At 60.8% G+C, this 22,042-nt stretch carries 23 protein-coding genes; 7 read left to right on the top strand and 16 right to left on the bottom strand.

Features of this window, described 5'->3' with window-relative positions; genetic code table 11:
* The first annotated feature begins 46 nt into the window (after nucleotides 1–46).
* Nucleotides 47–211, top strand: coding sequence for an alternative ribosome rescue factor ArfA (gene arfA, locus BKX96_RS25620; protein ID WP_046815839.1), 165 nt, complete (start codon nucleotides 47–49; stop codon nucleotides 209–211).
* 62 nt (nucleotides 212–273) lie between these two features.
* Nucleotides 274–1,596: a lytic murein transglycosylase gene (locus tag BKX96_RS25615; protein ID WP_046815840.1), complete on the top strand. Its 1,323-nt coding sequence runs from the start codon at nucleotides 274–276 to the stop codon at nucleotides 1,594–1,596.
* A gap of 109 nt (nucleotides 1,597–1,705) precedes the next feature.
* On the opposite strand, the gene BKX96_RS25610 is transcribed toward BKX96_RS25615, so the two are convergent.
* From BKX96_RS25610 to BKX96_RS25550, 13 genes are all read right to left on the bottom strand, one after another.
* The gene (locus tag BKX96_RS25610) at nucleotides 1,706–2,653 is read right to left on the bottom strand and encodes a S66 peptidase family protein (protein WP_046815841.1); all 948 of its coding nucleotides are present in this window, start codon (nucleotides 2,651–2,653) and stop codon (nucleotides 1,706–1,708) included.
* 171 nt (nucleotides 2,654–2,824) lie between these two features.
* Nucleotides 2,825–3,847: a lipoyl synthase gene (gene lipA, locus BKX96_RS25605; protein ID WP_046815842.1), complete on the bottom strand. Its 1,023-nt coding sequence runs from the start codon at nucleotides 3,845–3,847 to the stop codon at nucleotides 2,825–2,827.
* A 1-nt stretch (nucleotide 3,848) separates the two neighbouring features.
* Nucleotides 3,849–4,496, bottom strand: a complete 648-nt coding sequence (gene lipB, locus BKX96_RS25600; RefSeq protein WP_034148130.1) for a lipoyl(octanoyl) transferase LipB — start codon at nucleotides 4,494–4,496, stop codon at nucleotides 3,849–3,851.
* Nucleotides 4,496–4,771, bottom strand: coding sequence for a DUF493 domain-containing protein (locus BKX96_RS25595; protein ID WP_003215438.1), 276 nt, complete (start codon nucleotides 4,769–4,771; stop codon nucleotides 4,496–4,498). The genes lipB and BKX96_RS25595 overlap by 1 nt, the downstream gene beginning before the upstream one ends.
* Nucleotides 4,772–4,854: 83 nt before the next feature.
* Complete coding sequence (locus tag BKX96_RS25590; RefSeq protein WP_077185809.1) at nucleotides 4,855–6,012, bottom strand: D-alanyl-D-alanine carboxypeptidase family protein; 1,158 nt, start codon at nucleotides 6,010–6,012, stop codon at nucleotides 4,855–4,857.
* A gap of 185 nt (nucleotides 6,013–6,197) precedes the next feature.
* The gene (locus BKX96_RS25585; protein WP_046815844.1) at nucleotides 6,198–7,205 is read right to left on the bottom strand and encodes a septal ring lytic transglycosylase RlpA family protein; all 1,008 of its coding nucleotides are present in this window, start codon (nucleotides 7,203–7,205) and stop codon (nucleotides 6,198–6,200) included.
* On the bottom strand, nucleotides 7,205–8,215 hold the full coding sequence (mltB, locus tag BKX96_RS25580) for a lytic murein transglycosylase B (RefSeq protein ID WP_046815845.1): 1,011 nt from the start codon (nucleotides 8,213–8,215) through the stop codon (nucleotides 7,205–7,207). Before mltB ends, BKX96_RS25585 begins: the two co-directional genes overlap by 1 nt.
* A gap of 17 nt (nucleotides 8,216–8,232) precedes the next feature.
* Nucleotides 8,233–9,336 (bottom strand): rod shape-determining protein RodA, encoded by a 1,104-nt coding sequence (gene rodA, locus BKX96_RS25575; protein ID WP_046815929.1) that lies wholly within the window; start codon nucleotides 9,334–9,336, stop codon nucleotides 8,233–8,235.
* A 38-nt stretch (nucleotides 9,337–9,374) separates the two neighbouring features.
* Nucleotides 9,375–11,264: a penicillin-binding protein 2 gene (gene mrdA / locus BKX96_RS25570; RefSeq protein WP_077185807.1), complete on the bottom strand. Its 1,890-nt coding sequence runs from the start codon at nucleotides 11,262–11,264 to the stop codon at nucleotides 9,375–9,377.
* A 10-nt stretch (nucleotides 11,265–11,274) separates the two neighbouring features.
* Complete coding sequence (gene rlmH / locus BKX96_RS25565; protein ID WP_007937439.1) at nucleotides 11,275–11,742, bottom strand: 23S rRNA (pseudouridine(1915)-N(3))-methyltransferase RlmH; 468 nt, start codon at nucleotides 11,740–11,742, stop codon at nucleotides 11,275–11,277.
* Between the two features lie 9 nt (nucleotides 11,743–11,751).
* Entirely contained in the window at nucleotides 11,752–12,246 is a 495-nt protein-coding gene (gene rsfS, locus BKX96_RS25560) for a ribosome silencing factor (protein ID WP_008065972.1), read from the bottom strand.
* A 73-nt stretch (nucleotides 12,247–12,319) separates the two neighbouring features.
* Nucleotides 12,320–13,009, bottom strand: a complete 690-nt coding sequence (nadD, locus tag BKX96_RS25555) for a nicotinate-nucleotide adenylyltransferase (RefSeq protein WP_166619555.1) — start codon at nucleotides 13,007–13,009, stop codon at nucleotides 12,320–12,322.
* Nucleotide 13,010: 1 nt separating this feature from the next.
* Nucleotides 13,011–14,282 carry a glutamate-5-semialdehyde dehydrogenase gene (locus BKX96_RS25550; protein WP_077185805.1) on the bottom strand — a complete coding sequence of 424 codons (1,272 nt, stop codon included), beginning with the start codon at nucleotides 14,280–14,282 and terminating at the stop codon, nucleotides 13,011–13,013.
* 189 nt (nucleotides 14,283–14,471) lie between these two features.
* Between BKX96_RS25550 and BKX96_RS25545 the strand changes: the two genes are divergently transcribed.
* Both BKX96_RS25545 and BKX96_RS25540 read left to right on the top strand, forming a co-directional pair.
* Nucleotides 14,472–15,170 (top strand): DNA-3-methyladenine glycosylase, encoded by a 699-nt coding sequence (locus BKX96_RS25545; RefSeq protein WP_077185804.1) that lies wholly within the window; start codon nucleotides 14,472–14,474, stop codon nucleotides 15,168–15,170.
* A gap of 156 nt (nucleotides 15,171–15,326) precedes the next feature.
* The gene (locus BKX96_RS25540) at nucleotides 15,327–16,643 is read left to right on the top strand and encodes a bifunctional DedA family/phosphatase PAP2 family protein (RefSeq protein ID WP_077185803.1); all 1,317 of its coding nucleotides are present in this window, start codon (nucleotides 15,327–15,329) and stop codon (nucleotides 16,641–16,643) included.
* A gap of 507 nt (nucleotides 16,644–17,150) precedes the next feature.
* On the opposite strand, the gene BKX96_RS25535 is transcribed toward BKX96_RS25540, so the two are convergent.
* From BKX96_RS25535 to BKX96_RS25525, 3 genes are read right to left on the bottom strand one after another with little or no spacing between them, the layout of a single operon-like run.
* A complete protein-coding gene (locus BKX96_RS25535) occupies nucleotides 17,151–17,741 on the bottom strand; it encodes an LON peptidase substrate-binding domain-containing protein (RefSeq protein ID WP_046815851.1) in 591 nt (196 codons plus the stop codon).
* 11 nt (nucleotides 17,742–17,752) lie between these two features.
* Nucleotides 17,753–18,469 (bottom strand): LrgB family protein, encoded by a 717-nt coding sequence (locus BKX96_RS25530; protein ID WP_046815852.1) that lies wholly within the window; start codon nucleotides 18,467–18,469, stop codon nucleotides 17,753–17,755.
* Nucleotides 18,466–18,828: a CidA/LrgA family protein gene (locus BKX96_RS25525; RefSeq protein ID WP_046815853.1), complete on the bottom strand. Its 363-nt coding sequence runs from the start codon at nucleotides 18,826–18,828 to the stop codon at nucleotides 18,466–18,468. Before BKX96_RS25525 ends, BKX96_RS25530 begins: the two co-directional genes overlap by 4 nt.
* A 194-nt stretch (nucleotides 18,829–19,022) precedes the next feature.
* Here BKX96_RS25525 and BKX96_RS25520 point away from each other — a divergent pair, with 194 nt between their 5' ends.
* The 3 genes from BKX96_RS25520 to BKX96_RS25510 all read left to right on the top strand — a co-directional run bounded on the left by BKX96_RS25520 (nucleotide 19,023) and on the right by BKX96_RS25510 (nucleotide 21,979).
* The gene (locus tag BKX96_RS25520) at nucleotides 19,023–19,478 is read left to right on the top strand and encodes a MaoC family dehydratase (protein WP_046815854.1); all 456 of its coding nucleotides are present in this window, start codon (nucleotides 19,023–19,025) and stop codon (nucleotides 19,476–19,478) included.
* Nucleotides 19,479–19,591: 113 nt separating this feature from the next.
* A complete protein-coding gene (locus BKX96_RS25515; protein ID WP_077185802.1) occupies nucleotides 19,592–21,310 on the top strand; it encodes a C13 family peptidase in 1,719 nt (572 codons plus the stop codon).
* Between the two features lie 27 nt (nucleotides 21,311–21,337).
* Entirely contained in the window at nucleotides 21,338–21,979 is a 642-nt protein-coding gene (locus tag BKX96_RS25510; RefSeq protein ID WP_046815856.1) for an oxidoreductase, read from the top strand.
* Nucleotides 21,980–22,042: the final 63 nt, after the last annotated feature.

The following is a 22,042-nucleotide window of genomic DNA, read 5'->3' as shown; positions in this document are numbered from 1 at the left end:
GCCGATGATTTGTCCCGCAAAAACCCCTCACTTGCGAGAGCCCATCATGAGTAAAAAGCCGTCCAGACACGGCCCCAACAAGGCCAAATCCATCGTCGCCCAGCCATTGTTCCGTAGTCGCCAGGAGCGCCCCGGCAAGGGCAAAGGCAGTTACCGCCGCGAAGCCTTCCAGTCTGACAACTGGGAGGCTTCTTACTTTCTGGCGGCCTGAAAGGCAAGCATCCGCTCAACATGTTAAGGTCTGTATCTGATTCGTTTTCCCTGGACCCGTGCATGCCCCTTTGTCTTTCCCGTCGTTGGCACTTTCGCCAATTGATTGCTGCCTCCAGCCTCATTTTGCTCGTCGCCTGCGCGGAAAAACCCACCGCCGCCGACGCCCAGCCGATTCAGTCACTGCCTGTTGCCACCGCCCCAGCGGTTATTCCACCCGTGGTTCCGACTGGCGAAAGTCTCGACATCCAGCCAACCCAGACCTTCGCCGAATGGCAGGCGGGATTTCGCAAGGACGCCCTGGCCGCCGGGATCCGTGCCGACCTGTTCGACCGCGCCTTCGCCAATGTCAGCTTCGACCCGAGCGTAATCCGCGCCGACCGTAGCCAACCGGAATTCGCCAAACCGGTGTGGGAATACCTCGATGGCGCCCTGTCGCCACTGCGCGTTCGCAAAGGCCAGGCACTGGTCGACCAGTACAACGGCATCCTGCAAAGCATCGAGCAGCGCTATGGCGTCGACCGCCAGGCCCTGGTTGCGGTGTGGGGCATGGAAAGTAACTTCGGCCAGTTCCAGGGCAGCAAATCGGTGATCAACTCACTGGCCACCCTGGCCTACGAAGGGCGTCGCCCCGGTTTCGCTCACGCGCAATTGATCGCCGCCCTGCAAATCCTCCAGCAAGGCGATATCGAACCCGAGAAAATGCTTGGTTCCTGGGCGGGCGCCATGGGCCAGACCCAATTCATCCCGACCACCTACAACACCCACGCCGTGGACTTCGATGGCGACGGTCGCCGCGATATCTGGGGAAGCGCCACCGACGCCCTGGCGTCGACTGCCCACTACCTGCAAAGCTCCGGCTGGCAAAAAGGCCAGCCATGGGGCTTTGAAGTACAACTGCCAGGCAGTTTCGACTACGTCCTCGCCGATGGCTCGATTCGCAAGAGCGTCGCCGAATGGCGGCAACTGGGTGTGGTCCTGCCCAATGGCGGCCAGTTCCCGGCAGGCTCCGAACAATTGTCCGCAGCGCTGCTGTTGCCGGCAGGCTATCGCGGCCCGGCCTTCCTGGTGCTGGACAACTTCCGCGCGATTCTCAAGTACAACAACTCGTCGTCCTACGCCCTGGCGGTGAGCCTGCTGGCCGAGCGCTTCAATGGCGCAGGGTTGATCAGCGGCACGTGGCCCAAGGACGATCTGCCCCTGAGCCGCACCGAGCGGATCGAACTGCAAAATCTGTTGAGTGCCCAGAACTACGACGCGGGCACTGCCGACGGAATCATTGGCGCCAATACCCGCAAGGCGATCCGCAGCGCCCAGCAGTCGTTTGGCTGGCCGGCGGATGGTTACCCGACGCACAAGTTGCTGGAAGGATTGCGCAACCGCTAAGCGCCTTATCCACTGTAGGAGCGAGCTTGCTCGCGATGGACCCGAGATCGCTGCGTTTAACCGGTAAACACGCGCAATCGTTTTACGACCATCGCAAGCAAGCTTGCTCCTACCGCCTGACGACGTTTTGTTCCAGGATCAGTTGCTGGTCCCCTGCATCCAGCTTCACCAAGGCGCCCATTGGCAACGTCAGGTTCGGATTGCAGTGCCCGCTGCGCCACCCGGACAGCACCGGGATGCCAAAGGGTTCCAGGGTCTGCTTGAGCAATCGATCCAGAGCCTGCGGCTCTACCCCCGCTACATCACCCACCAGAACCCCGCGCAGCTTGCGTAATACGCCCGCCAGGCGCAGATGGGTCAGCAGCCGGTCGATGCGATACAGCGGCTCGTTGATGTCCTCGATAAACAGAATGACACCTGCAGCATCAATCTCGTAAGGCGTGCCCATGGTCGCGGCAATCATCGACAGGTTGCCACCTAGAAGGCGCCCAAAAGCGACACCCGGCACGATCGTGGTCAAAGGGCGGCCAACCGGGTGGGTAAGCACCATACCAGCCCTGCACTGCCCTCTGAGCATGTTGAAGAACGAGGACTCGGTCGGTGGCAGCCGTTCGCCCAGCAGATCGGCGTTGAGCAGCGGGCCATGGAAGGTCACGAAACCCGCGTAGCGGCTGATCGCCAGGTGCAGCGCGGTGATGTCGCTATAGCCAATGAATGGCTTGGCATTTTGGCGCAGCAGCTGGAAATCGATGCGATCCAGCAACCGAGGGGTACCGTATCCGCCGCGCAGGCAAATAATCGCATCGACCTCAGGGTCCATGAACGCGGCGTGCAGGTCGTTGAGTCGCACATCGTCGCTGCCGGCCAGGTAGCCATCCTTCTCGAACACCCCGGGAAATATCCGCAGTGAATGACCGCGAGCACGCATCCAGGCGATGGCTTTCTTGGTGTCCAGCGCGGCCGGACCTGCTGGCGCGATAACACCGATCAGCCCTTTCATCGGCAAGGCCGGTACAGGGGTGTGGGGAATGAGCGTCGGGTCAGGTCTTGCGTTCATCCATGGATCTCCCTGCGTGAAAGCATCAAACACACATTAGTCAGGAACGTAGATAAACAGAAGCGGATCAAGCATCGCGTAGTCGCAGGAAAAGACCGATGTCGTTGTGAGACACGCAAAAAAAGCCCGCAAGGCCGATTGAACGTTGCGGGCTGTGTTTTCATGGCCGAATCAGGACGACATCAACTCGGCCTTGACCAGCTTCGCCTGCTCGTCGGCGTGGTACGAGGAGCGTACCAGGGGGCCGGAAGCAACGTTCTTGAAGCCCATTTTGTAACCTTCCTCGGCGAACCAGGCGAAGGTGTCCGGGTGCACGAAACGCTGCACCGGCAAGTGGCTGCGTGACGGCTGCAGGTACTGGCCCAGGGTCAGCATGTCGATGTCGTGTTCGCGCATGCGCTTCATGACCTCGATGACTTCTTCGTCGGTTTCGCCCAGACCCAGCATCAGGCCGGATTTGGTCGGGATGTGCGGCATCATCTGCTTGAAGCGTTGCAGCAACGTCAGCGACCACTGGTAGTCCGAACCCGGACGCGCAGCCTTGTACAGGCGCGGCACGGTTTCCAAGTTGTGGTTGAAGACATCCGGTGGCTCGGCAGCGGTGATTTGCAGGGCGATGTCCATGCGGCCACGGTAGTCCGGGACCAGGGTTTCGAGCTGTACGTTCGGCGACAGTTTGCGGATTTCGCGGATGCAGTCGGCAAAATGCTGGGCACCGCCGTCGCGCAGGTCGTCGCGGTCGACCGAGGTGATCACCACGTACTTGAGTTTCAGGTCGGCGATGGCGATGGCCAGGCTTTCCGGCTCGTTGACGTCCAGTGGCTTCGGACGGCCGTGGCCGACGTCGCAGAACGGGCAACGACGGGTGCAGATGTCACCCATGATCATGAAGGTCGCGGTGCCGCCGGAGAAGCACTCGCCCAGGTTCGGGCAGGAAGCTTCTTCGCACACGCTGTGCAGCTTGTGTTTACGCAGCAGGGCCTTGATGCGGTCGACTTCCGGAGAGACCGGAATACGCACACGAATCCAGTCCGGTTTCTTCGGCAGTTCGGTGGTCGGAATGATCTTTACCGGGATGCGTGCAACCTTCTCGGCGCCGCGCAGCTTGACGCCGGCTTCAACCTTGGCACGCGGGGCCGGGCGCTCGGAGACATCGAGCGTCGGGATCATGGTTTGCACTGCATCAGTAGTCATATCAGTCGATTCCGCCCGTCAGGGTCGTCTGCTCAGCATAGTCGAGGTGTTTGACGAGCTGCGCGCGCAGCCGGGCACTAACCTCGGCAAATTCAATCGATCCTGCGTGATCGCTCAGCTGGGTCATCGCCAGCCCGGCGTAGCCGCAGGGATTAATCCGTCGAAACGGTTCCAGGTTCATGTCCACGTTCAGGGCCAGGCCGTGAAAGGAACAACCGTGGCGGATCCGCAGACCCAGGGAAGCGATTTTCGCTCCATCGACATACACACCCGGCGCATCCGGCTTGGCCGCGGCGGTCACGCCGTAACTGGCGAGCAGCTCGATCAGGCATGACTCCATGCGACTCACCAGGTCTCGTACGCCGAAACCCAGCTTGCGTACATCCAGCAACAGGTAGGCCACCAGTTGCCCGGGGCCGTGATACGTCACCTGGCCACCGCGGTCGACCTGCACCACCGGGATATCGCCCGGCAGCAGCAGGTGCTCGGCCTTGCCGGCCTGGCCCTGGGTGAAGACTGGCGGGTGCTCGACCAGCCAGATCTCGTCGGCAGCGTCGCTGCCCCGTTCGTTGGTGAAGCGCTGCATGGCATGCCAGACCGGCTCGTAAGCCATCTGGCCAAGCTCGCGAAAGCCCAGCGTGCCGGACATCACAGCACCATGTGCACGAAACCGGTTGCCCGCAGTTCGCTGTTGATGTTGTACAGCTGGTCCTGGTCGGTCGCAACGATGTGCAACTGGATCGTGGTGTACTTGCCGTTGGTGCTCTGGCGCTCATCCACGCGGTCATGGTTGATCGTCGCGTGTTTCTTGACGATCTCGATGATCTTGTCCTTGTTGCCCACACCGGTATCGCTGATCACCTTAACCGGGTAATCAACGTTGGGGAATTCGATCTTGGGCGCCTTTACTTCGGTATCGGTCATGGCGTAACGGCCTCGTAAGCGTAAGCCGTGGCGACGGCATGGCCCCACGCCGGGTCAGCGCGGGGCCATGCTGGTGCACACTATCAGTTGAACAAGCCGTAGAAGAATAGACGGATGCTATCCCACATGCGACGGAAGATACCACCCTCTTCTATGCCATCCAGGGCGATGAGGTCGGCGCTGTGCACCACCTTGTCTTCCAGTTTGACTTCGACTTTACCGATCACGTCGCCCTTGGCGATTGGCGCAATCAGTTGCGGGTTCATGGTCATGCTGGCGGCAAGCTTTTTCAGCTGGCCTTTTGGCAGGGTCATGGTCAGGTCTTCAGCCAGGCCAGCCTTGACCTGGTTGGTGGCGCCTTTCCAGACCGGAGCCTGGGCCAGCTCGGTGCCCTTCTGATAGAAGGTCTGCGTTTCGAAGAAGCGGAAACCGTAGGTCAGCAGCTTCTGGGTTTCGGCGGCGCGGGCCACTTCGCTGTTGGTGCCGAACACTACGGCGATCAGGCGCATGCCATCACGTACGGCCGAAGACACCATGCAGTAGCCGGCTTCGTCGGTGTGGCCGGTTTTCAGGCCATCGACGGTCTTGTCGCGCCACAGCAGCAGGTTGCGGTTTGGTTGCTTGATGCCGTTCCAGAAGAACTCTTTCTGCGAGTAGATCGCATAGTGAGCCGGGTCTTCGTGGATGATCGCGCGGGCCAGCACGGCCATGTCGTGAGCCGACGAGTAGTGCTCGGGGTTCGGCAGGCCGGTCGGGTTCATGAAGTGGCTGTTGGTCATGCCCAGGTCAGCCACGGTCTTGTTCATCATGTCGGCGAACGCGTCTTCGCTGCCGGCGATGTGCTCGGACAGCGCAACGCTGGCGTCGTTACCCGACTGGATGATGATGCCGTGCAGCAGGTCGCTGACGGTCACCTGCGAGCCGACCTTGATGAACATCCGGGAACCGCCGGTACGCCAGGCGTTTTCGCTGACGGTCACCGGATCGTTTTCACCGATCTGGCCACGACGGATTTCGAGGGTCGCGATGTACGCGGTCATCAGCTTGGTCAGGCTGGCTGGCGGCAGACGCTGGTCACCATTGTTTTCGACCAGCACGTTGCCGCTGCTGGCGTCCATGAGCACGTAGGCCTTGGCGGCCAATTGCGGTGGGGACGGCATCATCTCGACCGCGAATGCGGCAGGCGAGAGGAGCAGCGGGACTAGAAGGCACAGGCGTTTGGCAAAGGTGGTGATGTTCATCCGTCTCTCGAAATCGCTAATGGAAACTGCCCGAAGGCAAAACTAATCAAATAACCTTCTAACGGGTTATCGCGTGTTCAGTTGCTCACTCCAGCCACCCTTTGCCGGGCTTTTGTTCTTCGACGAGCCAACAACCTGGTTCACCCCCCAAAACCGCAGATGAACCGTCAATCAAGTTCTACGTATTACTCAGTCACGACACTTGGCGAACCGAGATTGGCCAGGCGCACGCTGTTCTGCACTTGCTGGATTTCACCCGGCGAACCGATCGGCCCCAAGCGTACCCGATGCAGGGTCTGTTGATTGCGCACGATCGAGCTGATGAACACCGGAGCGCTCACCATCCCGCTGAGCTTGGACCTCAGCAGTTCGGCAGCGTCCGGGTTGGCGAACGCGCCCACCTGCAGATACTGGCCAGACGCTGGTGCAGAAGCGTTTTTTTTTGCATCCAGTTGTACCGGGACAACGGCGGCGGCGTGTTGCTGCGGCGGTGGCGTCCATTGCTCGACGGTGCCGGCCGAGGCCGTGATCACCGGGGCGCTATTCTGCGCGACTTTCGGCTCATTGAGCATCAATGGCGCCGGACGGCCTTTGGCTGCCCACCATTGCTGCGGATCGATGCCTTCGACCTTGACCCGCGCGGTGCCGGTTTCGGCATACCCGAGCTTCTTGGCGGCGGCATAGGACAAGTCGATGATCCGGTCCGAGTAGAACGGACCGCGGTCGTTGACCCGCAGGATCACGGACTTGTTGTTGTCCAGGTTAGTCACCCGAACGTAACTCGGCAGCGGCAAGGTCTTGTGGGCGGCACTCATGCCATACAAGTCATACACTTCGCCGTTGGCAGTGTTCTGACCGTGGAATTTGGTGCCGTACCAGGACGCGGTACCCGACTGCACGTAGGTCTTGGACTCTTGCAGCGGGAAGTAAGTCTTGCCCAGCACCGTGTACGGGTTGGCCTTGTACGGGCCGGTGTGCAGGGTTGGCGTGGCGTCCGGGATACGCGAAACGTCGACGTCCCACCATGGCGCGCCATCCTTGTGCGCACGGTTGATGTCCAGCCCCGGCGCCGAGCGCACGGCGGTGGACGACTTCTGCGCCGGCGCGCGGCTGGTCGAACAACTGGCGACCAGCACTGCCAACGCGGCAAATGCCATCAGCTTCAGGGGTTTATTCATAGGCAATGCCCGCATTACTTGACGCCCCGTGCTTGGACCAGCTGTTCAGACAGTTGATGTACGGCCATGGCGTACATCACGCTGCGGTTATAACGCGTGATCGCGTAGAAATTCTTCAGGCCCATCCAGTATTCAGGGCCATTGTCGCCTTCCAGCCGGAATGCGGTAACCGGCATATCATCGCGCAGCGCATCATGACTTGACCAGCCCAGGGCCCGCAACTCTCCAACGGTTTTAGTCGGTTCGATACCGGTGGTCAAACCTTCGTCCACCTGCTCACCCCGCACATCGGCGCGACTGACCACCGGCTCGCCGGCCACCCAGCCATGGCGCTTGAAATAACTGGCGACGCTGCCGATGGCATCGTCCGGGTTGTTCCAGATATTGATGTGGCCGTCTCCGTCGAAGTCCACCGCGTAGGCGCGAAAGCTGCTGGGCATGAACTGCGGCAAGCCCATGGCGCCGGCGTACGAGCCCTTGAGGGTCAGCGGGTCGACCTGCTCTTCCCGGGCCAGCAGCAGGAACTCACGCAATTCCTTGCGGAAAAATTCGGCACGGGGAGGATAGTCGAAACCGAGGGTCGACAAGGCGTCAATTACCCGGAAATTACCGGTATTGCGGCCAAAAAAGGTCTCAACGCCGATAATCGAGACAATTACCTGCGCCGGCACGCCGTATTCCTGCTCGGCACGGGCCAGTACGGCCTCATGCTGGCGCCAGAAGTCGACGCCACGGGCAATACGCGCATCGGTGATGAACATCGGCCGGTATTCGTTCCACTGCTTGACCCGCTCGGCGGGTTTCGAAATGGCGTCCAGGATCGATTGTTTACGCTGCGCCTCGCGGAACACGCCCATCAGCTGCTCACCGGCGAAGCCATAGTCGCGGGTCATCTCGCCGACGAACTCGGCCACTTGGGGCGAGCCTTCGTAATCGCCGGCCGACGCTTGCGGCGCAGTGCCAAGGATGCTTACCAGGCCGACCCATGGCGCGTATCGAGTCGCCCAGCCACGCATTACTTGCATTGAACTCTTCACCTTATTCAAACCTGCGCGATCCACTTGCGATGGGTATGGATCGACATCAAAACCCCAAACGCTGACAGCAGCGTTACCAGCGAAGTTCCTCCGTAGCTAATGAACGGCAACGGCACCCCCACCACCGGCAACAGGCCGCTGACCATACCGATGTTGACGAAAACATACACAAAAAATGTCATGGTCAAGGCGCCCGCCAGCAATTTGCCGAACAGTGTCTGCGCCTGGGCGGTGATCACCAGCCCACGACCGATCAACAGCAGGTAGATCAGTAACAGGGCGCAAATGCCCACCAGGCCGAACTCTTCCCCCAGTACCGCAATGATGAAGTCGGTGTGGCTTTCCGGCAGGAAATCCAGGTGTGACTGGGTGCCCAGCAACCAACCCTTGCCGAACACACCGCCGGAACCGATGGCGGCTTTGGACTGGATGATGTTCCAGCCGGTGCCTAACGGGTCACTTTCCGGGTCGAGGAACGTGAGGACGCGCTGCTTCTGGTAATCGTGCATCACGAAATACCACATGGCCACGGACACCGGCACGGCGGCAGCGAGCACGCTGAGGATCCAGCGCCAGCGCAGGCCGCCCATGAACAGCACAAAGGCGCCCCCCGCCAGAATCAGCAATGAAGTGCCGAGGTCGGGCTGACGCACGATCAGGATGAATGGCAAGCCGATCAGAAACAGGCTCACACCCACATGCTTGAGTTGCGGCGGCAAGGTGCGCTTGGACAGGTACCAGGCGATGGTCGCCGGCATCAGGATCTTCATGAACTCCGAAGGTTGGAAGCGGATCACACCGGGAATGTTGATCCAGCGCGTGGCGCCCATGGCGTTGTGACCCATGATGTCGACCACTACCAGCAAAAGCACGCCGATCACGTAACCGACCGGTACCCAGCGAGCCATGAAACGCGGCTCTAACTGAGCGATAACGATCATCGACACCAAGCCGATGCCGAACGACGTGGCCTGCTTGGCCAGCAAATCCCAGCTCTTGCCACTGGCCGAATACAACACGAACAGGCTGCCGGCAGCCAGGGTCAGCAGCAGAATCAGGAGCGGACCGTCGATGTGCAGGCGTTGCAGCAGCGTCGCACGACGACGCATCACATCCTCGCTGGAGAGCATGCGATCAAAATTATTCATCACGGGGCGGTTGCCTCTGCACTGATAGGGGCGGCGTATTCGGGCTTCAAGCGGCCGTCCGGGCCCAGGAGCCAGGCGTCCATGACTTGACGCACCACCGGCGCGGCGACGCCAGAGCCGGATTCACCGTTCTCGACCATCACCGACACCACGATCTTCGGATCGTCCGCCGGGGCGAAACCAACGAACAGGGCGTGGTCGCGATGACGCTCCTGGACCTTGGAACGGTCGTACTTCTCGCCTTGCTTGATCGCAACCACCTGGGCGGTACCACTTTTGCCGGCAATCCGGTATTGCGCGCCGATCGAGGCCTTGCGCGCGGTACCCCGGGCGCCGTGCATGACCTGCTGCATGCCATGGTTGACCCGCGTCCAGTCCGACGGATCGCGCAGGACGATGTCCGGCATCGGGTTCTCGTCCACCGGCTTCTCGCCTTCGATGGTCTTGGCCAGGTGCGGACGGTTCCAGATGCCCTTGTTGGCCACCAGTGCCGTGGCCTGGGCCAGTTGCAATGGCGTCGACTGCATGTAGCCCTGGCCGATCCCGAGGATCAGTGTTTCACCCGGGAACCACGCCTGGCGACGGGTCGCCCGCTTCCATTCCCGGGTCGGCATCAACCCCGGCGACTCTTCGAACATGTCCAGGGAGACCTTCTGGCCAATGCCGAACTTGGTCATGTACGCCGACAACCGATCGATCCCCAGCTTGTGGGCCAGGTCATAGAAGTAGGTATCGTTGGAGCGCATGATCGCCGTATCGAGGTCGACAAAGCCGTCACCGGTACGGTTCCAGTTACGGTATTTGTGATCGTAGTTGGGCAGCATGTAGTAACCCGGGTCGAACACCCGGGATGAAGCGGTCACCACACCCGCATCCAGCCCGGCGATCGCTACCGCCGGCTTGATGGTCGAACCCGGCGGGTACAGGCCACGCAGGACTCGGTTGAACAGCGGCCGGTCGATGGAGTCGCGCAGCTCGGAATAGGCCTTGAAGCTGATGCCGGTGACGAACAGGTTCGGGTCGAAACTCGGCTGGCTGACCATCGCCAGTACTTCACCGGTTTTCGGGTCCAGGGCCACCACCGCGCCGCGACGCCCGCCGAGTGCGGCTTCGGCGGCTTCCTGCAGCTTGATGTCCATGCTCAGGACGATGTCCTTGCCGGAAATCGGTTCGGTACGCTTGAGCACCCGCAAGACGCGACCGCGGGCGTTGGTCTCGACTTCCTCGTAACCCACCTGGCCGTGCAGCTCCGGCTCGTAGAAACGCTCGATGCCGGTTTTGCCGATGTGGTGGGTGCCGCTGTAATTGACCGGATCGAGCGACTTCAGCTCTTTCTCGTTGATCCGCCCCATGTAACCCACCGAGTGGGCAAAATGCGCGCCCTGTGGATAGTGGCGGACCAGTTGCGCGACCACTTCCACCCCGGGCAGGCGGAACTGGTTCACGGCAATGCGGGCGATCTGCTCTTCGGTCAATTCAAACAGGATCGGTACCGGCTCGAACGGACGTCGCCCCTGGCGCATGCGCTTCTCGAAAATCACCCGGTCCTCGGGCGTCAACTCCAGCACTTCGACGATCACATCGAGCACTTGCTGCCAGTCACCGGAGCGCTCGCGGGTCATGCTCAAGCTGAAGCTGGGGCGGTTGTCGGCAATCACCACGCCGTTGCGGTCGAAAATCAAGCCGCGGGTCGGCGGAATCGGTTGCACATGGACGCGGTTGTTTTCCGACAGGGTCGAGTGATATTCGTATTGGATGACCTGCAGGAAATACAGGCGCGCGATCAGCACACCAATGAGCAGCACCACTGCAATGGCCCCGAACACGACGCGGCCACGCACCAGACGGGCGTCTTTTTCGTGGTCCTTGATGCGGATCGGTTGGGACATGAGGGCGCAACTACTTGTGGTAAGGGTGACCGGACAGCACTGTCCAGGCACGATACAGCTGCTCGCCGATGAGGATGCGCACCAGCGGGTGCGGCAACGTCAGCGGTGAAAGCGACCAGCGCTGATCGGCACGGGCGCAGACTTCCGGCGCCAGCCCTTCGGGGCCGCCAACCATGAAATTCACCGTGCGCGAGTCCAGCCGCCAGCGGTCGAGCTCGACCGCCAGCTGCTCGGTGCTCCAGGGCTTGCCGTGGACTTCGAGGGTGACAACGCGCTCGTTCGGCCCGACCTTGGCCAACATGGCTTCGCCTTCCTGACGGATGAAGCGCGCCACGTCGGCGTTCTTGCCACGGGTATTGAGCGGTATTTCCACCAGTTCAAGCGCCAATTCGGACGGAAGACGCTTGGCATATTCATGCCAGCCTTCTTCCACCCACTTGGGCATGCGTGAACCGACGGCGATCAGTCGCAGTCGCACAGCCGTTCCTTATTCCTGGTCTTTATTGAGCTTGGTGAAATGCTCATGACCGACTTCAGGGCTGTGGTGCTTGCCGTCAGCGGCACGGCTCTGCTCGGCACCTTTCCACAAGCGCTCCAGGTCGTAGAACTGGCGGGCATTGGAGGTCATCATGTGAACGATCACGTCGTCCATGTCCAGCAAGACCCAATCGCTGTCGCCCTTGCCTTCTTCACCCAGCGGCTTGATACCCAGGGCTTTGACGGCCTCGCGGACCTTGTCCAGCATCGCGCCGATCTGGCGGTTGGAAGTACCGGTGGCGATGATCATGTAGTCAGTGATGCTCTGCTTGTCGCGAACATCGATCACCAGCACGTCCTGGGCCTTGACGTCTTCCAGGGCGGCTACGGCGATCTTGACCAGCTCGTCGCCTTTTGGCGGCTCGGCAGCCAGGACTTTCTCAGGCAGCGGCGCGCTCTTGAAGGTGCCTTTGCGTTTTACTTTGCTTTCGTTGTTGCTCGTCATATAAAACTCGTTTTGCTCGTATGTTCGGGCGCTTCAATACACGTTGTTGCCACGTGCCTTGAGGCACCCCTATTCAGTTCGACGCACGGTAGAGCCCGTGCGCATCGATGTAGGCCAGGACCGCGTCGGGCACCAGGAAACGTACCGACTTACCGCTGGCCAGCAGTTGACGGATCTGGGTGGCGGATACCGCGAGCGGCGTCTGCCAGACGAATGCAATCTGTCCGCTCGACCCCTTGAGGGCCAGCGGGTCGCTCACCGAGCGCGCTGCCAGCAGGTTGCGCAAGGCATCCGGCGGTTCGCTGTCGGCATCCGGGCGTTGCAACACCAGGATATGGCAATGCTGGAGCAACTCTTCCCAGCGGTGCCAAGTGGGCAGGCCGCAAAATGCGTCCCAGCCCAAAAGCAGAAAAACCTGGGTCTCGGCGGCCAGCTCGGCACGCATCAGTTCCAGGGTATCAATGGTGTAGGACGGTTTGTCCCGCTGCAATTCGCGGGCGTCCACCACCAACGGCGCCACTCCGGCTACCGCGCACTCGACCATCGCCAGACGGTCTTTCGCCGACACCTGCGGCGTGCCCCGATGGGGCGGCCTGGCACTGGGTGTCAGGCGCAGCTCATCGAGCGCCAGCGACTCGGCGACTTCCAGCGCACCACGTAGATGGCCGATGTGCACCGGGTCGAAGGTCCCGCCCAGTACGCCGATGCGTCGAGGGGCTGGCACGCTGGCGGCTACCGGGGCTGACGGGTCGAGGTCGCCCAAGTCAGACCGGCTCCTGTCCGCGCAACTGGCCATCACCGACCACGACGTACTTCTCGCAGGTCAGGCCTTCGAGACCGACCGGGCCGCGGGCGTGCAGCTTATCAGTAGAAATGCCGATCTCGGCACCCAATCCGTATTCGAAGCCATCGGCGAAGCAGGTCGGGGTGTTGATCATCACCGACGAAGAATCGACTTCAGCCACGAAACGCCGGGTGTCGCCCTGATGTTCGCTGACAATCGAATCGGTGTGATGGGAGCCGTAATGGTTGATGTGCTCGATGGCCTGGTCAAGCCCGTCGACCACGCAGATCGACAGGATGGGCGCCAGGTACTCGGTGCTCCAGTCTTCTTGCGTGGCCGGCACGGCATCGATGATGGCCCGGGTGCGTTCGCAGCCACGCAGTTCGACGCCTTTTTCGCAGAACTGGGCCGCCATCGCAGGCAGGAAATCTTTCGCAACGGTTTTATCGACCAGCAACGTCTCCATCGCCCCGCAGATGCCGTAGCGGTAAGTCTTGGCGTTGAACGCGATGCGCTGGGCTTTCGCCAGGTCGGCGTGTTCGCTCACGTAAACGTGGCAGATACCGTCCAGGTGCTTGATCACCGGCACGCGGGCGTCACGACTGACACGTTCGATCAGGCCACGGCCACCACGGGGCACGATGACATCGACGTATTCGGGCATGGTGATCAGTGCGCCAACGGCAGCGCGATCAGTGGTTTCGACCACTTGGACCACGGCGGCCGGCAGATCGGCCTCGGCCAGGCCACGCTGGATGCAGGCGGCGATGGCACGGTTGGAATGAATGGCTTCGGAGCCGCCGCGCAGGATGGTCGCGTTGCCGGACTTCAGGCACAGGCTGGCCGCATCGATGGTCACATTCGGCCGGGACTCGTAGATGATCCCGATCACGCCCAGCGGCACGCGCATCTTGCCCACCTGGATACCTGACGGACGATAGCTCATGTCGCGGATCGCGCCGACCGGGTCGGGCAGCGCCGCGACCTGACGCAGGCCAACGATCATGCCATCGATACGCGCCGGGGTCAGCGCCAGACGCTCGAGCAGGGCCGGTTCCAGACCATTGGCGCGACCAGCCGCCAGGTCCAGCTCATTGGCAGCGGTCAATTCGCCGCGGGCGGCATCCAGCGCATTGGCAGCCGCCTGCAACGCGCGGTTTTTCTGCGCGGTGCTGGCACGGCCGATGACGCGGGAAGCCTCGCGGGCAGCGCGACCCAGGCGGGTCATGTAGTCAAGAACGGACTCAGTCATGGTCTGGAGTGGTCTTTGCTAAGGTCTTGGTAAAGAGTAAAGCGGCAGATTATAGCTGTCGCGTCCGCCGACTAACAGCGGTGACGGGCGGATGGTCGAAATCGAGGGCAATTTGCCGACGTTCAGCCGGGATTAAGCTGCAAATTGTTATCATCACGACTCAATCAGCCCTGATAAACGCCGTTCATCATGACCAACCTGACTGTCCGTGCGTCCGCCATGAGCCTGCCCAAGGGCCTCCCGGACGCGTTCTTCGACCGCGACGCCCAAGTTCTCGCCCGCGATTTACTCGGAAAAGTCATTCGCCACCGGGTCGACGACCTGTGGCTCAGCGCCCGGATCATCGAGACCGAAGCCTATTACTGCGCAGAAAAAGGCAGCCACGCCTCCCTCGGCTATACAGAAAAGCGTAAGGCTTTGTTTCTGGACGGTGGGCACATCTATATGTACTACGCCCGCGGTGGCGACTCGCTGAACTTCAGCGCCCAGGGTCCGGGTAACGCGGTACTGATCAAATCCGCCTACCCTTGGGTCGATGAACTGAGCGGGCCGGCGAGCCTGGCGCAAATGTTGATGAACAACCCTGACGCCCAGGGCCGCCCTCGCCCCTCGCAAAAGCTCTGTGCGGGGCAGACACTGCTCTGTAAGTCGTTAGGCCTTAAGGTTCCCGTCTGGGACGCCAAGCGCTTTGATCATGAAATATTACTGGTGGAAGATGTCGGCCAGACACCCGCCCACATCATCCAGGCTGCACGCTTGGGCATTCCCCATGGTCGCGACGAACACCTGATGTATCGCTTCGTCGACGCGGCCTATGCCGCGTATTGCACGCGGAACCCGCTGCGACGGGGTCAGGTCGAAGGTCGCGACTATATCCTGCTGACCTGACAATGCACGGAACATGAAACTGAAGGAATACCCTGTGGGAGCGAGCCTGCTCGCAATGAGGCCAGTACATTCAACATCATTACTGACTGAAGCTGCGCCATCGCGAGCAGGCTCGCTCCCACAAGGGCCAATTGAACATTCAATGGAGTTGTTTTTATGGGCCCATGGCTCGATAGCGTGACCGGCTGGTTGACGGTCAACCCGCAATGGCTGGCGGCGGCGGTATTCATCGTGGCCTTTGTCGAATGCCTGGCGATTGCCGGCCTTATCGTGCCTGGCACCGTGTTGCTGTTCGCCGTAGCGGTACTGGCCGGCAGCGGCGCACTGTCATTGAGTGAAACCCTGCTGCTGGGGTTTCTCGCCGGCGTGCTTGGCGACGTGATTTCGTATTTCCTCGGCCGGCATTTCCATCAGAACATCCGGCGCCTGCCAGGCTTGCGTCATCACCCGGAATGGATCGCCGGAGCTGAGGCATATTTCCAGCGCTACGGCATCGCCAGCCTGATGGTCGGGCGCTTCATCGGCCCCTTGCGCCCCATGCTGCCAATGGTCGCCGGGATGTTCGACATGCCATTCCCGCGATTCTTCGCCGTGAGCCTGCTGGCTGGCGCGGGCTGGTCGGTGGCGTATTTGTTGCCGGGTTGGGCAACGGGCGCGGCGATTCGCTTGCCACTGCCCGAAGGCTTCTGGCTTGAAGCCGGCATCGTCGCCGGCAGCATTGCGGTCATGGTCGGGCTGAGCGCAACCAGTAGCCTGCGCCGCCATCGCAAGGCCACGGTGTTCATTGCCGGCATGAGCCTGCTGATCCTGGCGGGGCTGTTTATCGGCTATCCGCACCTGAACGCCCTCGATCAGGGAGTGATGACCCTGGTGCAGGAACACCGCAGCTCGATGCTCGACGAAGTGGCAGTGGTCTTCACCCTCATAGGCGAATTTCGCAACATGCTGATCTTCAGCGCCTTGCTGGTGGTGCTGCTGCTGATTACCCGGCAATGGCGGCAGCTGTTCTTCGCCACCACCACCCTGCTCTGCACCGCGCTGGGCAATACCCTGACCAAACACTTTTTTGCCCGGGTGCGCCCGGAAGTCTTGAGCGACCCGCTGACCAGCTACAGCATGCCCAGCGGCCACGCATCCGGATCGTTTGCGCTGTTCCTGACCCTCGCCGTACTCGCCGGCCGCGGACAACCCCCGCGCATGCGCCTGACCTGGCTGTTGGTGGCGTGCCTTCCGGCACTGGCGATTTCCCTGTCCCGTGTCTACCTCGGCGCACACTGGCCGACGGATGTGCTGGCGGGTGCGATGCTCGCGTCCTGTGTTTGTGCGGCGAGCCTGTGGCTGAGTCAGCGCCAGACGTCGCTCAATGCCATGCCGCCCAAGGTATGGTGGCTGGTGCTGCCGTCGCTGGTGGCGCTGTTCGGATTCTTTGTGTTGCGGCATCTACCGCACACGATGTTGCGGTATTCCTATTAAATAAATATTGAGCCAACCTCAAGTCACCCCTTCCCCCCAAAAAAATCCCGCTCAAAATGAGCGGGATCGTTGTGACAAGTAATAACTCACCTTCAATATGGAAGGCAAACTACCAATTCGGAACAAGCAATGATTATTTGAAATCCGGGATAGTGTCTAAAGCGTCAGCAGCCCGTTTCTCAAGATATTTATCCAGACTCCCGTAATACTGCTTAAATACGGCAGTGAGCTCACTGTCTACCTTATCCCGGATTTCTACATACCCTGCAGCCGGATTGCGCTCAATCAACTCATCGGCGATTTGACGCCAAACATATGTCTGAATAAAAAATACTCATCCTTTTGCGAGGGATGAAATACATCCAAATCAGCAGGTTCAACAATTTTACTATCCATAATTAAATCTCTCCTTGTTATGCCGACCCAAAAAGTTGGGAGCACAAGGAGAAACCAAATAATAGAGCACCCCATTACAAGTATTTTAATCTTTAAATTAGGACAAAATAATTAAGCAAACAACTCGCCCTGCAACTCATCCAGCAACGCCTGAATTGCATCCAGCCGTTGCTGCGGATCATCGAGTTGCAGCAGGTCGATCTTGTCCACTTCGGCAAACGGCAACAGGTAAGCCAGCTGATTGGCCAGCGACTGCTGCCCGGTCGCCTCCGTGCCCATGTTCAGCGCTTCGACCATGGGATGTTCGGCCAGGGCCTTGAGCAGCGCCACCAGATCGGCGTCCTCATCCTGCAGCGGCTGCTCGGGTTCGTCTTCCAGCCATTCGACCTGGGCGAGGATCAGCTGGTCGCGCTGGACTTCGGTGGTCAACACGTTGAACCGTCGCCCTCCCTCAACCCGTATCCCCAGCAGGCCGTTGTCCTGCTGCTGAAAATCGGTGATACGCGCCTCACAACCGACCATGGCAAAGCCCTGCGGCGCGATACCGACTTCACTCCCCTCGAGGATGCACACCACGCCGAAGCCGCCGCCCTGTTTCATGCAGCGACCGATCATGTCCAGGTAACGCGCCTCGAAAATCTGCAGGTCGAGGATGCAACCCGGAAAAAGCACCGTGTTCAGCGGAAAAAGCGGCAGACTCATAGACATATTCCTTACACCACCATCGACACCGCCAACGGCAGGAATACCGCCGTGGCCACGCCCATCAAACTCATCGCCAACGCCGCGAAGGCGCCACATTCGTCACTTTCCTGCATCGCCACCGCAGTGCCGACCGCATGGGCAGTCATGCCCAGCGCCATGCCGCGCGCCTCGGGGCTGTGGACACCGAGCCGGGTCAACAGGCTCGGGCCGAAGATCGCCCCGATCACCCCGGTGATCAGCACGAACACCGCCGCCAGTGCGGCGACGCCGCCAATCTGCTCGGCCACCAGCATGGCGATGGGCGATGTCACCGATTTCGGCGCCATGGTCATCAGGATCATGTGCTCGGCCCCGAACCACCAGCCCAACAGCACCCCCATGCCCGTGGCGACCACGCCGCCTATCACCAGCGTAGTAAATATCGGCCAGAACAACTGCCGAATACGCCGCAGGTTGAGGTAAAGCGGCACGGCCAACGCGACCGTCGCGGGGCCGAGCAGAATGCTGAGGATCTCGGTGCTCTTGCGGTACTCGGCGTAGGTCAGGCCGCAACCCACCAGCACACCGATCACCAGCAACATGGAGACCAGCACTGGCTGCAAAAAGATCCAGCGGGTTTTCTCGAACGCCGCCAGCACCAGTTGATAGGCGCCGAGCGTGATGCCGATGCCGAACAAGGGATGATGAATCACCGACGTCCAGGCGCCGTGCCAGTCAAGGATCATTGGCCGTCCTCGGGATGAACATGGCGCTTGACCATGCGTTGCATGAGGACGCCGGCGAAGGCCATCGACAGCAGCAATGACAAAACCAGCGCACCGACAATGGCCCAGAAATCAGCAGCGATATCTGCCGCGTACACCATCACCCCCACGGCCGGCGGTACCAGCAGCAACGGCAGGTAACGCAGCAGGCTGCTGGCTGCGAGGTTCAGCGGTTCACCGACCTGGCCACGACAGATCAGAAAGATAAGCAACAGCAGCAGGCCGACAATCGGCCCCGGCAGGATGGGCAAAAACAAATGGTTGATCGCGGTGCCGAGCAATTGAAACAGCACCAGCCAGGTCAGGCCACGTAACAACATCAAAAATCTCCCGCAAAACCGTCACCCGCATTGGCCCACGCATTATAAGCACGCTTGCGCTATGGACCGGCATTCGCCATAAGCATGGTCTGTTGACCCCAGCCTATTGCCATGGTGATCTAAAGTGGTAAATCCGGGAGGTCAAATCCCCCCACCTAAAAACTATAAAATCGATGAACCCAAGGAGAGTCTCAATGCCCTATGTACCCGTTGCAGAGCTCAAAGATTATATCGGCAAGGAACTCGGACGTTCCGAATGGCTCACCATCGATCAGGAGCGCATCAACCTGTTCGCCGAAGCCACAGGGGACTTTCAGTTCATCCATGTCGACCCGGTCAAGGCCGCGCAAACGCCATTCGGCAGCACCATTGCCCACGGCTTCCTGTCGTTGTCGCTGATTCCAAAGCTGATGGAAGACATCCTCGTCATGCCGCAAGGCCTGAAGATGGTGGTCAACTATGGCCTGGACAGCGTGCGGTTCATTCAGCCGGTCAAGGTCGACTCGAAGGTGCGCCTCAAGGTCGAACTGTCCGAGGTCACCGAGAAAAAACCCGGCCAACTGCTGCTCAAGGCCATCGCCACATTGGAAATCGAAGGCACGGACAAACCGGCATACGTCGCCGAATCCCTGTCGCTCTGCTTCGTGTAAGCGCTTTCGGGTGCGAAGCAGCACAGGCTGTTTCGCACCTGCTGCTTTTCTCCCGGCTGTATATGGACAGATAGCTGCGGCATACTCGGTCGCCTAATTGCCCGGAACCCGCTATGCGCCCATTTGCACTCCTCGCCTTGACCCTGATGCTCACCGCTTGCGGCGACGGCGAATCGCTATTGCCCGCAGATGCCCGCCTGCCGGACGGTGGACGCTATCGCGGTGAACTGGTCAACGGATTGCTGCAAGGCCAGGGGCGCATCGACTACCCGAACGGCAGCTGGTATGCCGGCGAGTTCGACCAGGGCCAGTGGCATGGCCAGGGTGAATGGCATGGCAGCAATGGCGAAGTCTACCGCGGGCAATTCAAGCAAGGCCTGTTCGATGGCCTGGGCTCCCTGACCACCAGCGCCGGCAGCTACAACGGTGGTTTCAAGCTTGGCCGCCGCGACGGTGAAGGCACCCTTAAAGAACACGGCATGCTTTACCGTGGTGAATTCAAGGCCGATCAGTATTCAGGGCTCGGCCGCCTGGAGCTCGAAGATGGCAGCGCCTACCAGGGCCAGTTCGCCCATGGCAAGCCCAATGGCGATGGCCAACGCAGCGACGGCAACGGCAATCAATTCACCGGGCACTTTGTCGACGGTCAACTGGAAGGCAACGGAACCTTCAACAGCGCCGAAGGCGATATCTATGTCGGCGGGTTCAAAAACAACCAATTGCACGGCAAGGGTCGTTATGAAAACGCCGACGGCGACGTATGGCTGGGTCAATTCAAGGAAGGCTCGCTCAACGGCAAGGGCGAATTGATCGGCGCCGATGGCAGCCATTACATCGGCCACTTCAGCGACTGGCGCTTCACCGGCCAAGGCCGCTTGAACCTGGCCGACGGCAGCTTCTACACCGGCCAGTTCGACAACGACAGTTACTCCGGGCGCGGCACCCTGGTCCTCACCGACGGCACCGTGCTCGATGGCACCTGGATCAACGGCCAGCGCGTGCGCGACGCCGAGGGCAAATTGCTGCCCGACGCCCTCGAGCTTGGCTTGCTGGCCCAGGGGCGCTTGCTTGAGGAGGCGCTCACCAACGTGCCAGCCTCGACCCCGGTGGTGGAGCTGTACACCCTGACCCTTGGCGGCGACGGCAAGCAGAGTGTGTTCCTGCGCGAATCCGACTATGTCGCGAACATGCTCACCAGCCGCTTCGGCGCCTATGGCCAGATCCGCCTGGTGAACCATCGCGACCATCTCGGCGACCGCCCGATGGCGACCCGGGAAAACCTGCGCCGCGCCGCCCTGACCCTGGCCGAACGCAGTGGCCCGGAAGACCTGGTTTTCATCTACCTCACCAGCCATGGCACCAGCGAACACGAACTGGTGCTTGACCAGCCGCGCATGGAGCTGGCGGATCTGCCGGCCGACGAGCTTGCCGCCGTTCTTGCCCCGCTGAAAAACCGCGACAAGATCATCGTGATTTCGTCCTGCTACTCCGGCGGTTTCATCCCCGCCCTGAAGGACGAACGCACCCTGATCATGACCGCCGCGCGTGCTGACCGCGTGTCCTTCGGCTGTACCGAAGAAGCCAACTTCACCTACTTCGGCGACGCCCTGTTCGCCCAGGCGCTGAACCAGACTGATGATCTGGAGCAAGCCTTCAAACTGGCCAAGGCCACCGTCGCCGAACGCGAGCTGGCGGACAATTTCGAAGCCTCCGAACCGCAGATCTGGGCACCGAAAACCGTGCTCTCCCACTGGCAACTGTTACGTAGGCAGCAGGCACGAAAAGCCCTGCAAAGTGTCTCCATTGACAGCAAGGATGCAAAGAACAACTAAGCTGAACAGTATCAAGGGAGAAACACTATGTACTTGACGCCTCAGCACGTATTGCTCGCCGGAGCCACCGGCTTGACCGGTGAACACCTACTCGATCGCTTGCTCAACGAGCCAACGATATCGCGCGTATTGGCCCCCTCGCGCCGGCCGCTGGCCGAGCATCCGCACCTGGAAAACCCCGTGGGCGACCCCATTGAGTTTCTGCCGCAGCTGAACGGCCGCGTCGACATCGCCTACTGCTGCCTGGGCACCACCATCAAGCAGGCAGGCTCTGAGCAGGCGTTTCGCGCGGTGGATCTGGACATGGTGGTGGCATTCGCCAAACGTGCCCGGGAGATGGGTGCACGGCACCTGATCGTGATCAGCGCCCTGGGGGCCGACCGCAGATCCTCGATTTTCTACAACCGGGTCAAAGGCGAAATGGAATACGCATTGCGCGCGCAGAACTGGCCGCAACTGACCATCTGCCGTCCGTCGTTGCTGCTGGGCGAACGCACCGAGCCGCGCCTGGGCGAGCAGTTCGCCGGGCCCTTGTCGAAATTGATTCCCGGCAAATACCGAGGCATAGAAGCCTGCCAATTGGCCCGCGCGATGTGGCGCCTCGCGTTGGAGGAGCAGGATGGGGTGCGGATTGTCGAGTCGGATGAATTGAGGAAGTTAGGCAAATAAATGGCGGCGTCCGGGAGGACGCCTTCGCGAGCAGGCTCGCTCCCACATGGGCCTTGTGAACGA

Origin of the sequence: Pseudomonas putida (assembly GCF_001976065.1) — a bacterium.
GTDB classification, from domain to species: Bacteria; Pseudomonadota; Gammaproteobacteria; order Pseudomonadales; family Pseudomonadaceae; genus Aquipseudomonas; species Aquipseudomonas serbica.
Note: the sequence above shows the minus strand (reverse complement) of the source record. Positions and strands in the feature narration are given on the sequence as shown.

Excerpts from the sequence above, each read along its gene's own strand:
- BKX96_RS25550 (WP_077185805.1), bottom strand. The coding sequence starts at position 14,282 with ATGACTGAGTCCGTTCTTGACTACATGACCCGCCTGGGTCGCGCTGCC.
- rsfS (WP_008065972.1), bottom strand. The coding sequence starts at position 12,246 with ATGACGAGCAACAACGAAAGCAAAGTAAAACGCAAAGGCACCTTCAAG.
- arfA (WP_046815839.1), top strand. The coding sequence starts at position 47 with ATGAGTAAAAAGCCGTCCAGACACGGCCCCAACAAGGCCAAATCCATC.
- BKX96_RS25615 (WP_046815840.1), top strand. The coding sequence starts at position 274 with ATGCCCCTTTGTCTTTCCCGTCGTTGGCACTTTCGCCAATTGATTGCT.
- BKX96_RS25520 (WP_046815854.1), top strand. The coding sequence starts at position 19,023 with ATGCCCTATGTACCCGTTGCAGAGCTCAAAGATTATATCGGCAAGGAA.
- lipA (WP_046815842.1), bottom strand. The coding sequence starts at position 3,847 with ATGACTACTGATGCAGTGCAAACCATGATCCCGACGCTCGATGTCTCC.
- lipB (WP_034148130.1), bottom strand. The coding sequence starts at position 4,496 with ATGTCCGGCACGCTGGGCTTTCGCGAGCTTGGCCAGATGGCTTACGAG.
- BKX96_RS25510 (WP_046815856.1), top strand. The coding sequence starts at position 21,338 with ATGTACTTGACGCCTCAGCACGTATTGCTCGCCGGAGCCACCGGCTTG.
- BKX96_RS25525 (WP_046815853.1), bottom strand. The coding sequence starts at position 18,828 with ATGTTGTTACGTGGCCTGACCTGGCTGGTGCTGTTTCAATTGCTCGGC.
- mltB (WP_046815845.1), bottom strand. The coding sequence starts at position 8,215 with ATGCAAGTAATGCGTGGCTGGGCGACTCGATACGCGCCATGGGTCGGC.
- BKX96_RS25535 (WP_046815851.1), bottom strand. The coding sequence starts at position 17,741 with ATGAGTCTGCCGCTTTTTCCGCTGAACACGGTGCTTTTTCCGGGTTGC.
- BKX96_RS25515 (WP_077185802.1), top strand. The coding sequence starts at position 19,592 with ATGCGCCCATTTGCACTCCTCGCCTTGACCCTGATGCTCACCGCTTGC.
- BKX96_RS25610 (WP_046815841.1), bottom strand. The coding sequence starts at position 2,653 with ATGAACGCAAGACCTGACCCGACGCTCATTCCCCACACCCCTGTACCG.
- mrdA (WP_077185807.1), bottom strand. The coding sequence starts at position 11,264 with ATGTCCCAACCGATCCGCATCAAGGACCACGAAAAAGACGCCCGTCTG.
- BKX96_RS25545 (WP_077185804.1), top strand. The coding sequence starts at position 14,472 with ATGACCAACCTGACTGTCCGTGCGTCCGCCATGAGCCTGCCCAAGGGC.
- BKX96_RS25595 (WP_003215438.1), bottom strand. The coding sequence starts at position 4,771 with ATGACCGATACCGAAGTAAAGGCGCCCAAGATCGAATTCCCCAACGTT.
- BKX96_RS25590 (WP_077185809.1), bottom strand. The coding sequence starts at position 6,012 with ATGAACATCACCACCTTTGCCAAACGCCTGTGCCTTCTAGTCCCGCTG.
- rodA (WP_046815929.1), bottom strand. The coding sequence starts at position 9,336 with ATGCGTCGTCGTGCGACGCTGCTGCAACGCCTGCACATCGACGGTCCG.
- BKX96_RS25530 (WP_046815852.1), bottom strand. The coding sequence starts at position 18,469 with ATGATCCTTGACTGGCACGGCGCCTGGACGTCGGTGATTCATCATCCC.
- BKX96_RS25585 (WP_046815844.1), bottom strand. The coding sequence starts at position 7,205 with ATGCGGGCATTGCCTATGAATAAACCCCTGAAGCTGATGGCATTTGCC.
- BKX96_RS25540 (WP_077185803.1), top strand. The coding sequence starts at position 15,327 with ATGGGCCCATGGCTCGATAGCGTGACCGGCTGGTTGACGGTCAACCCG.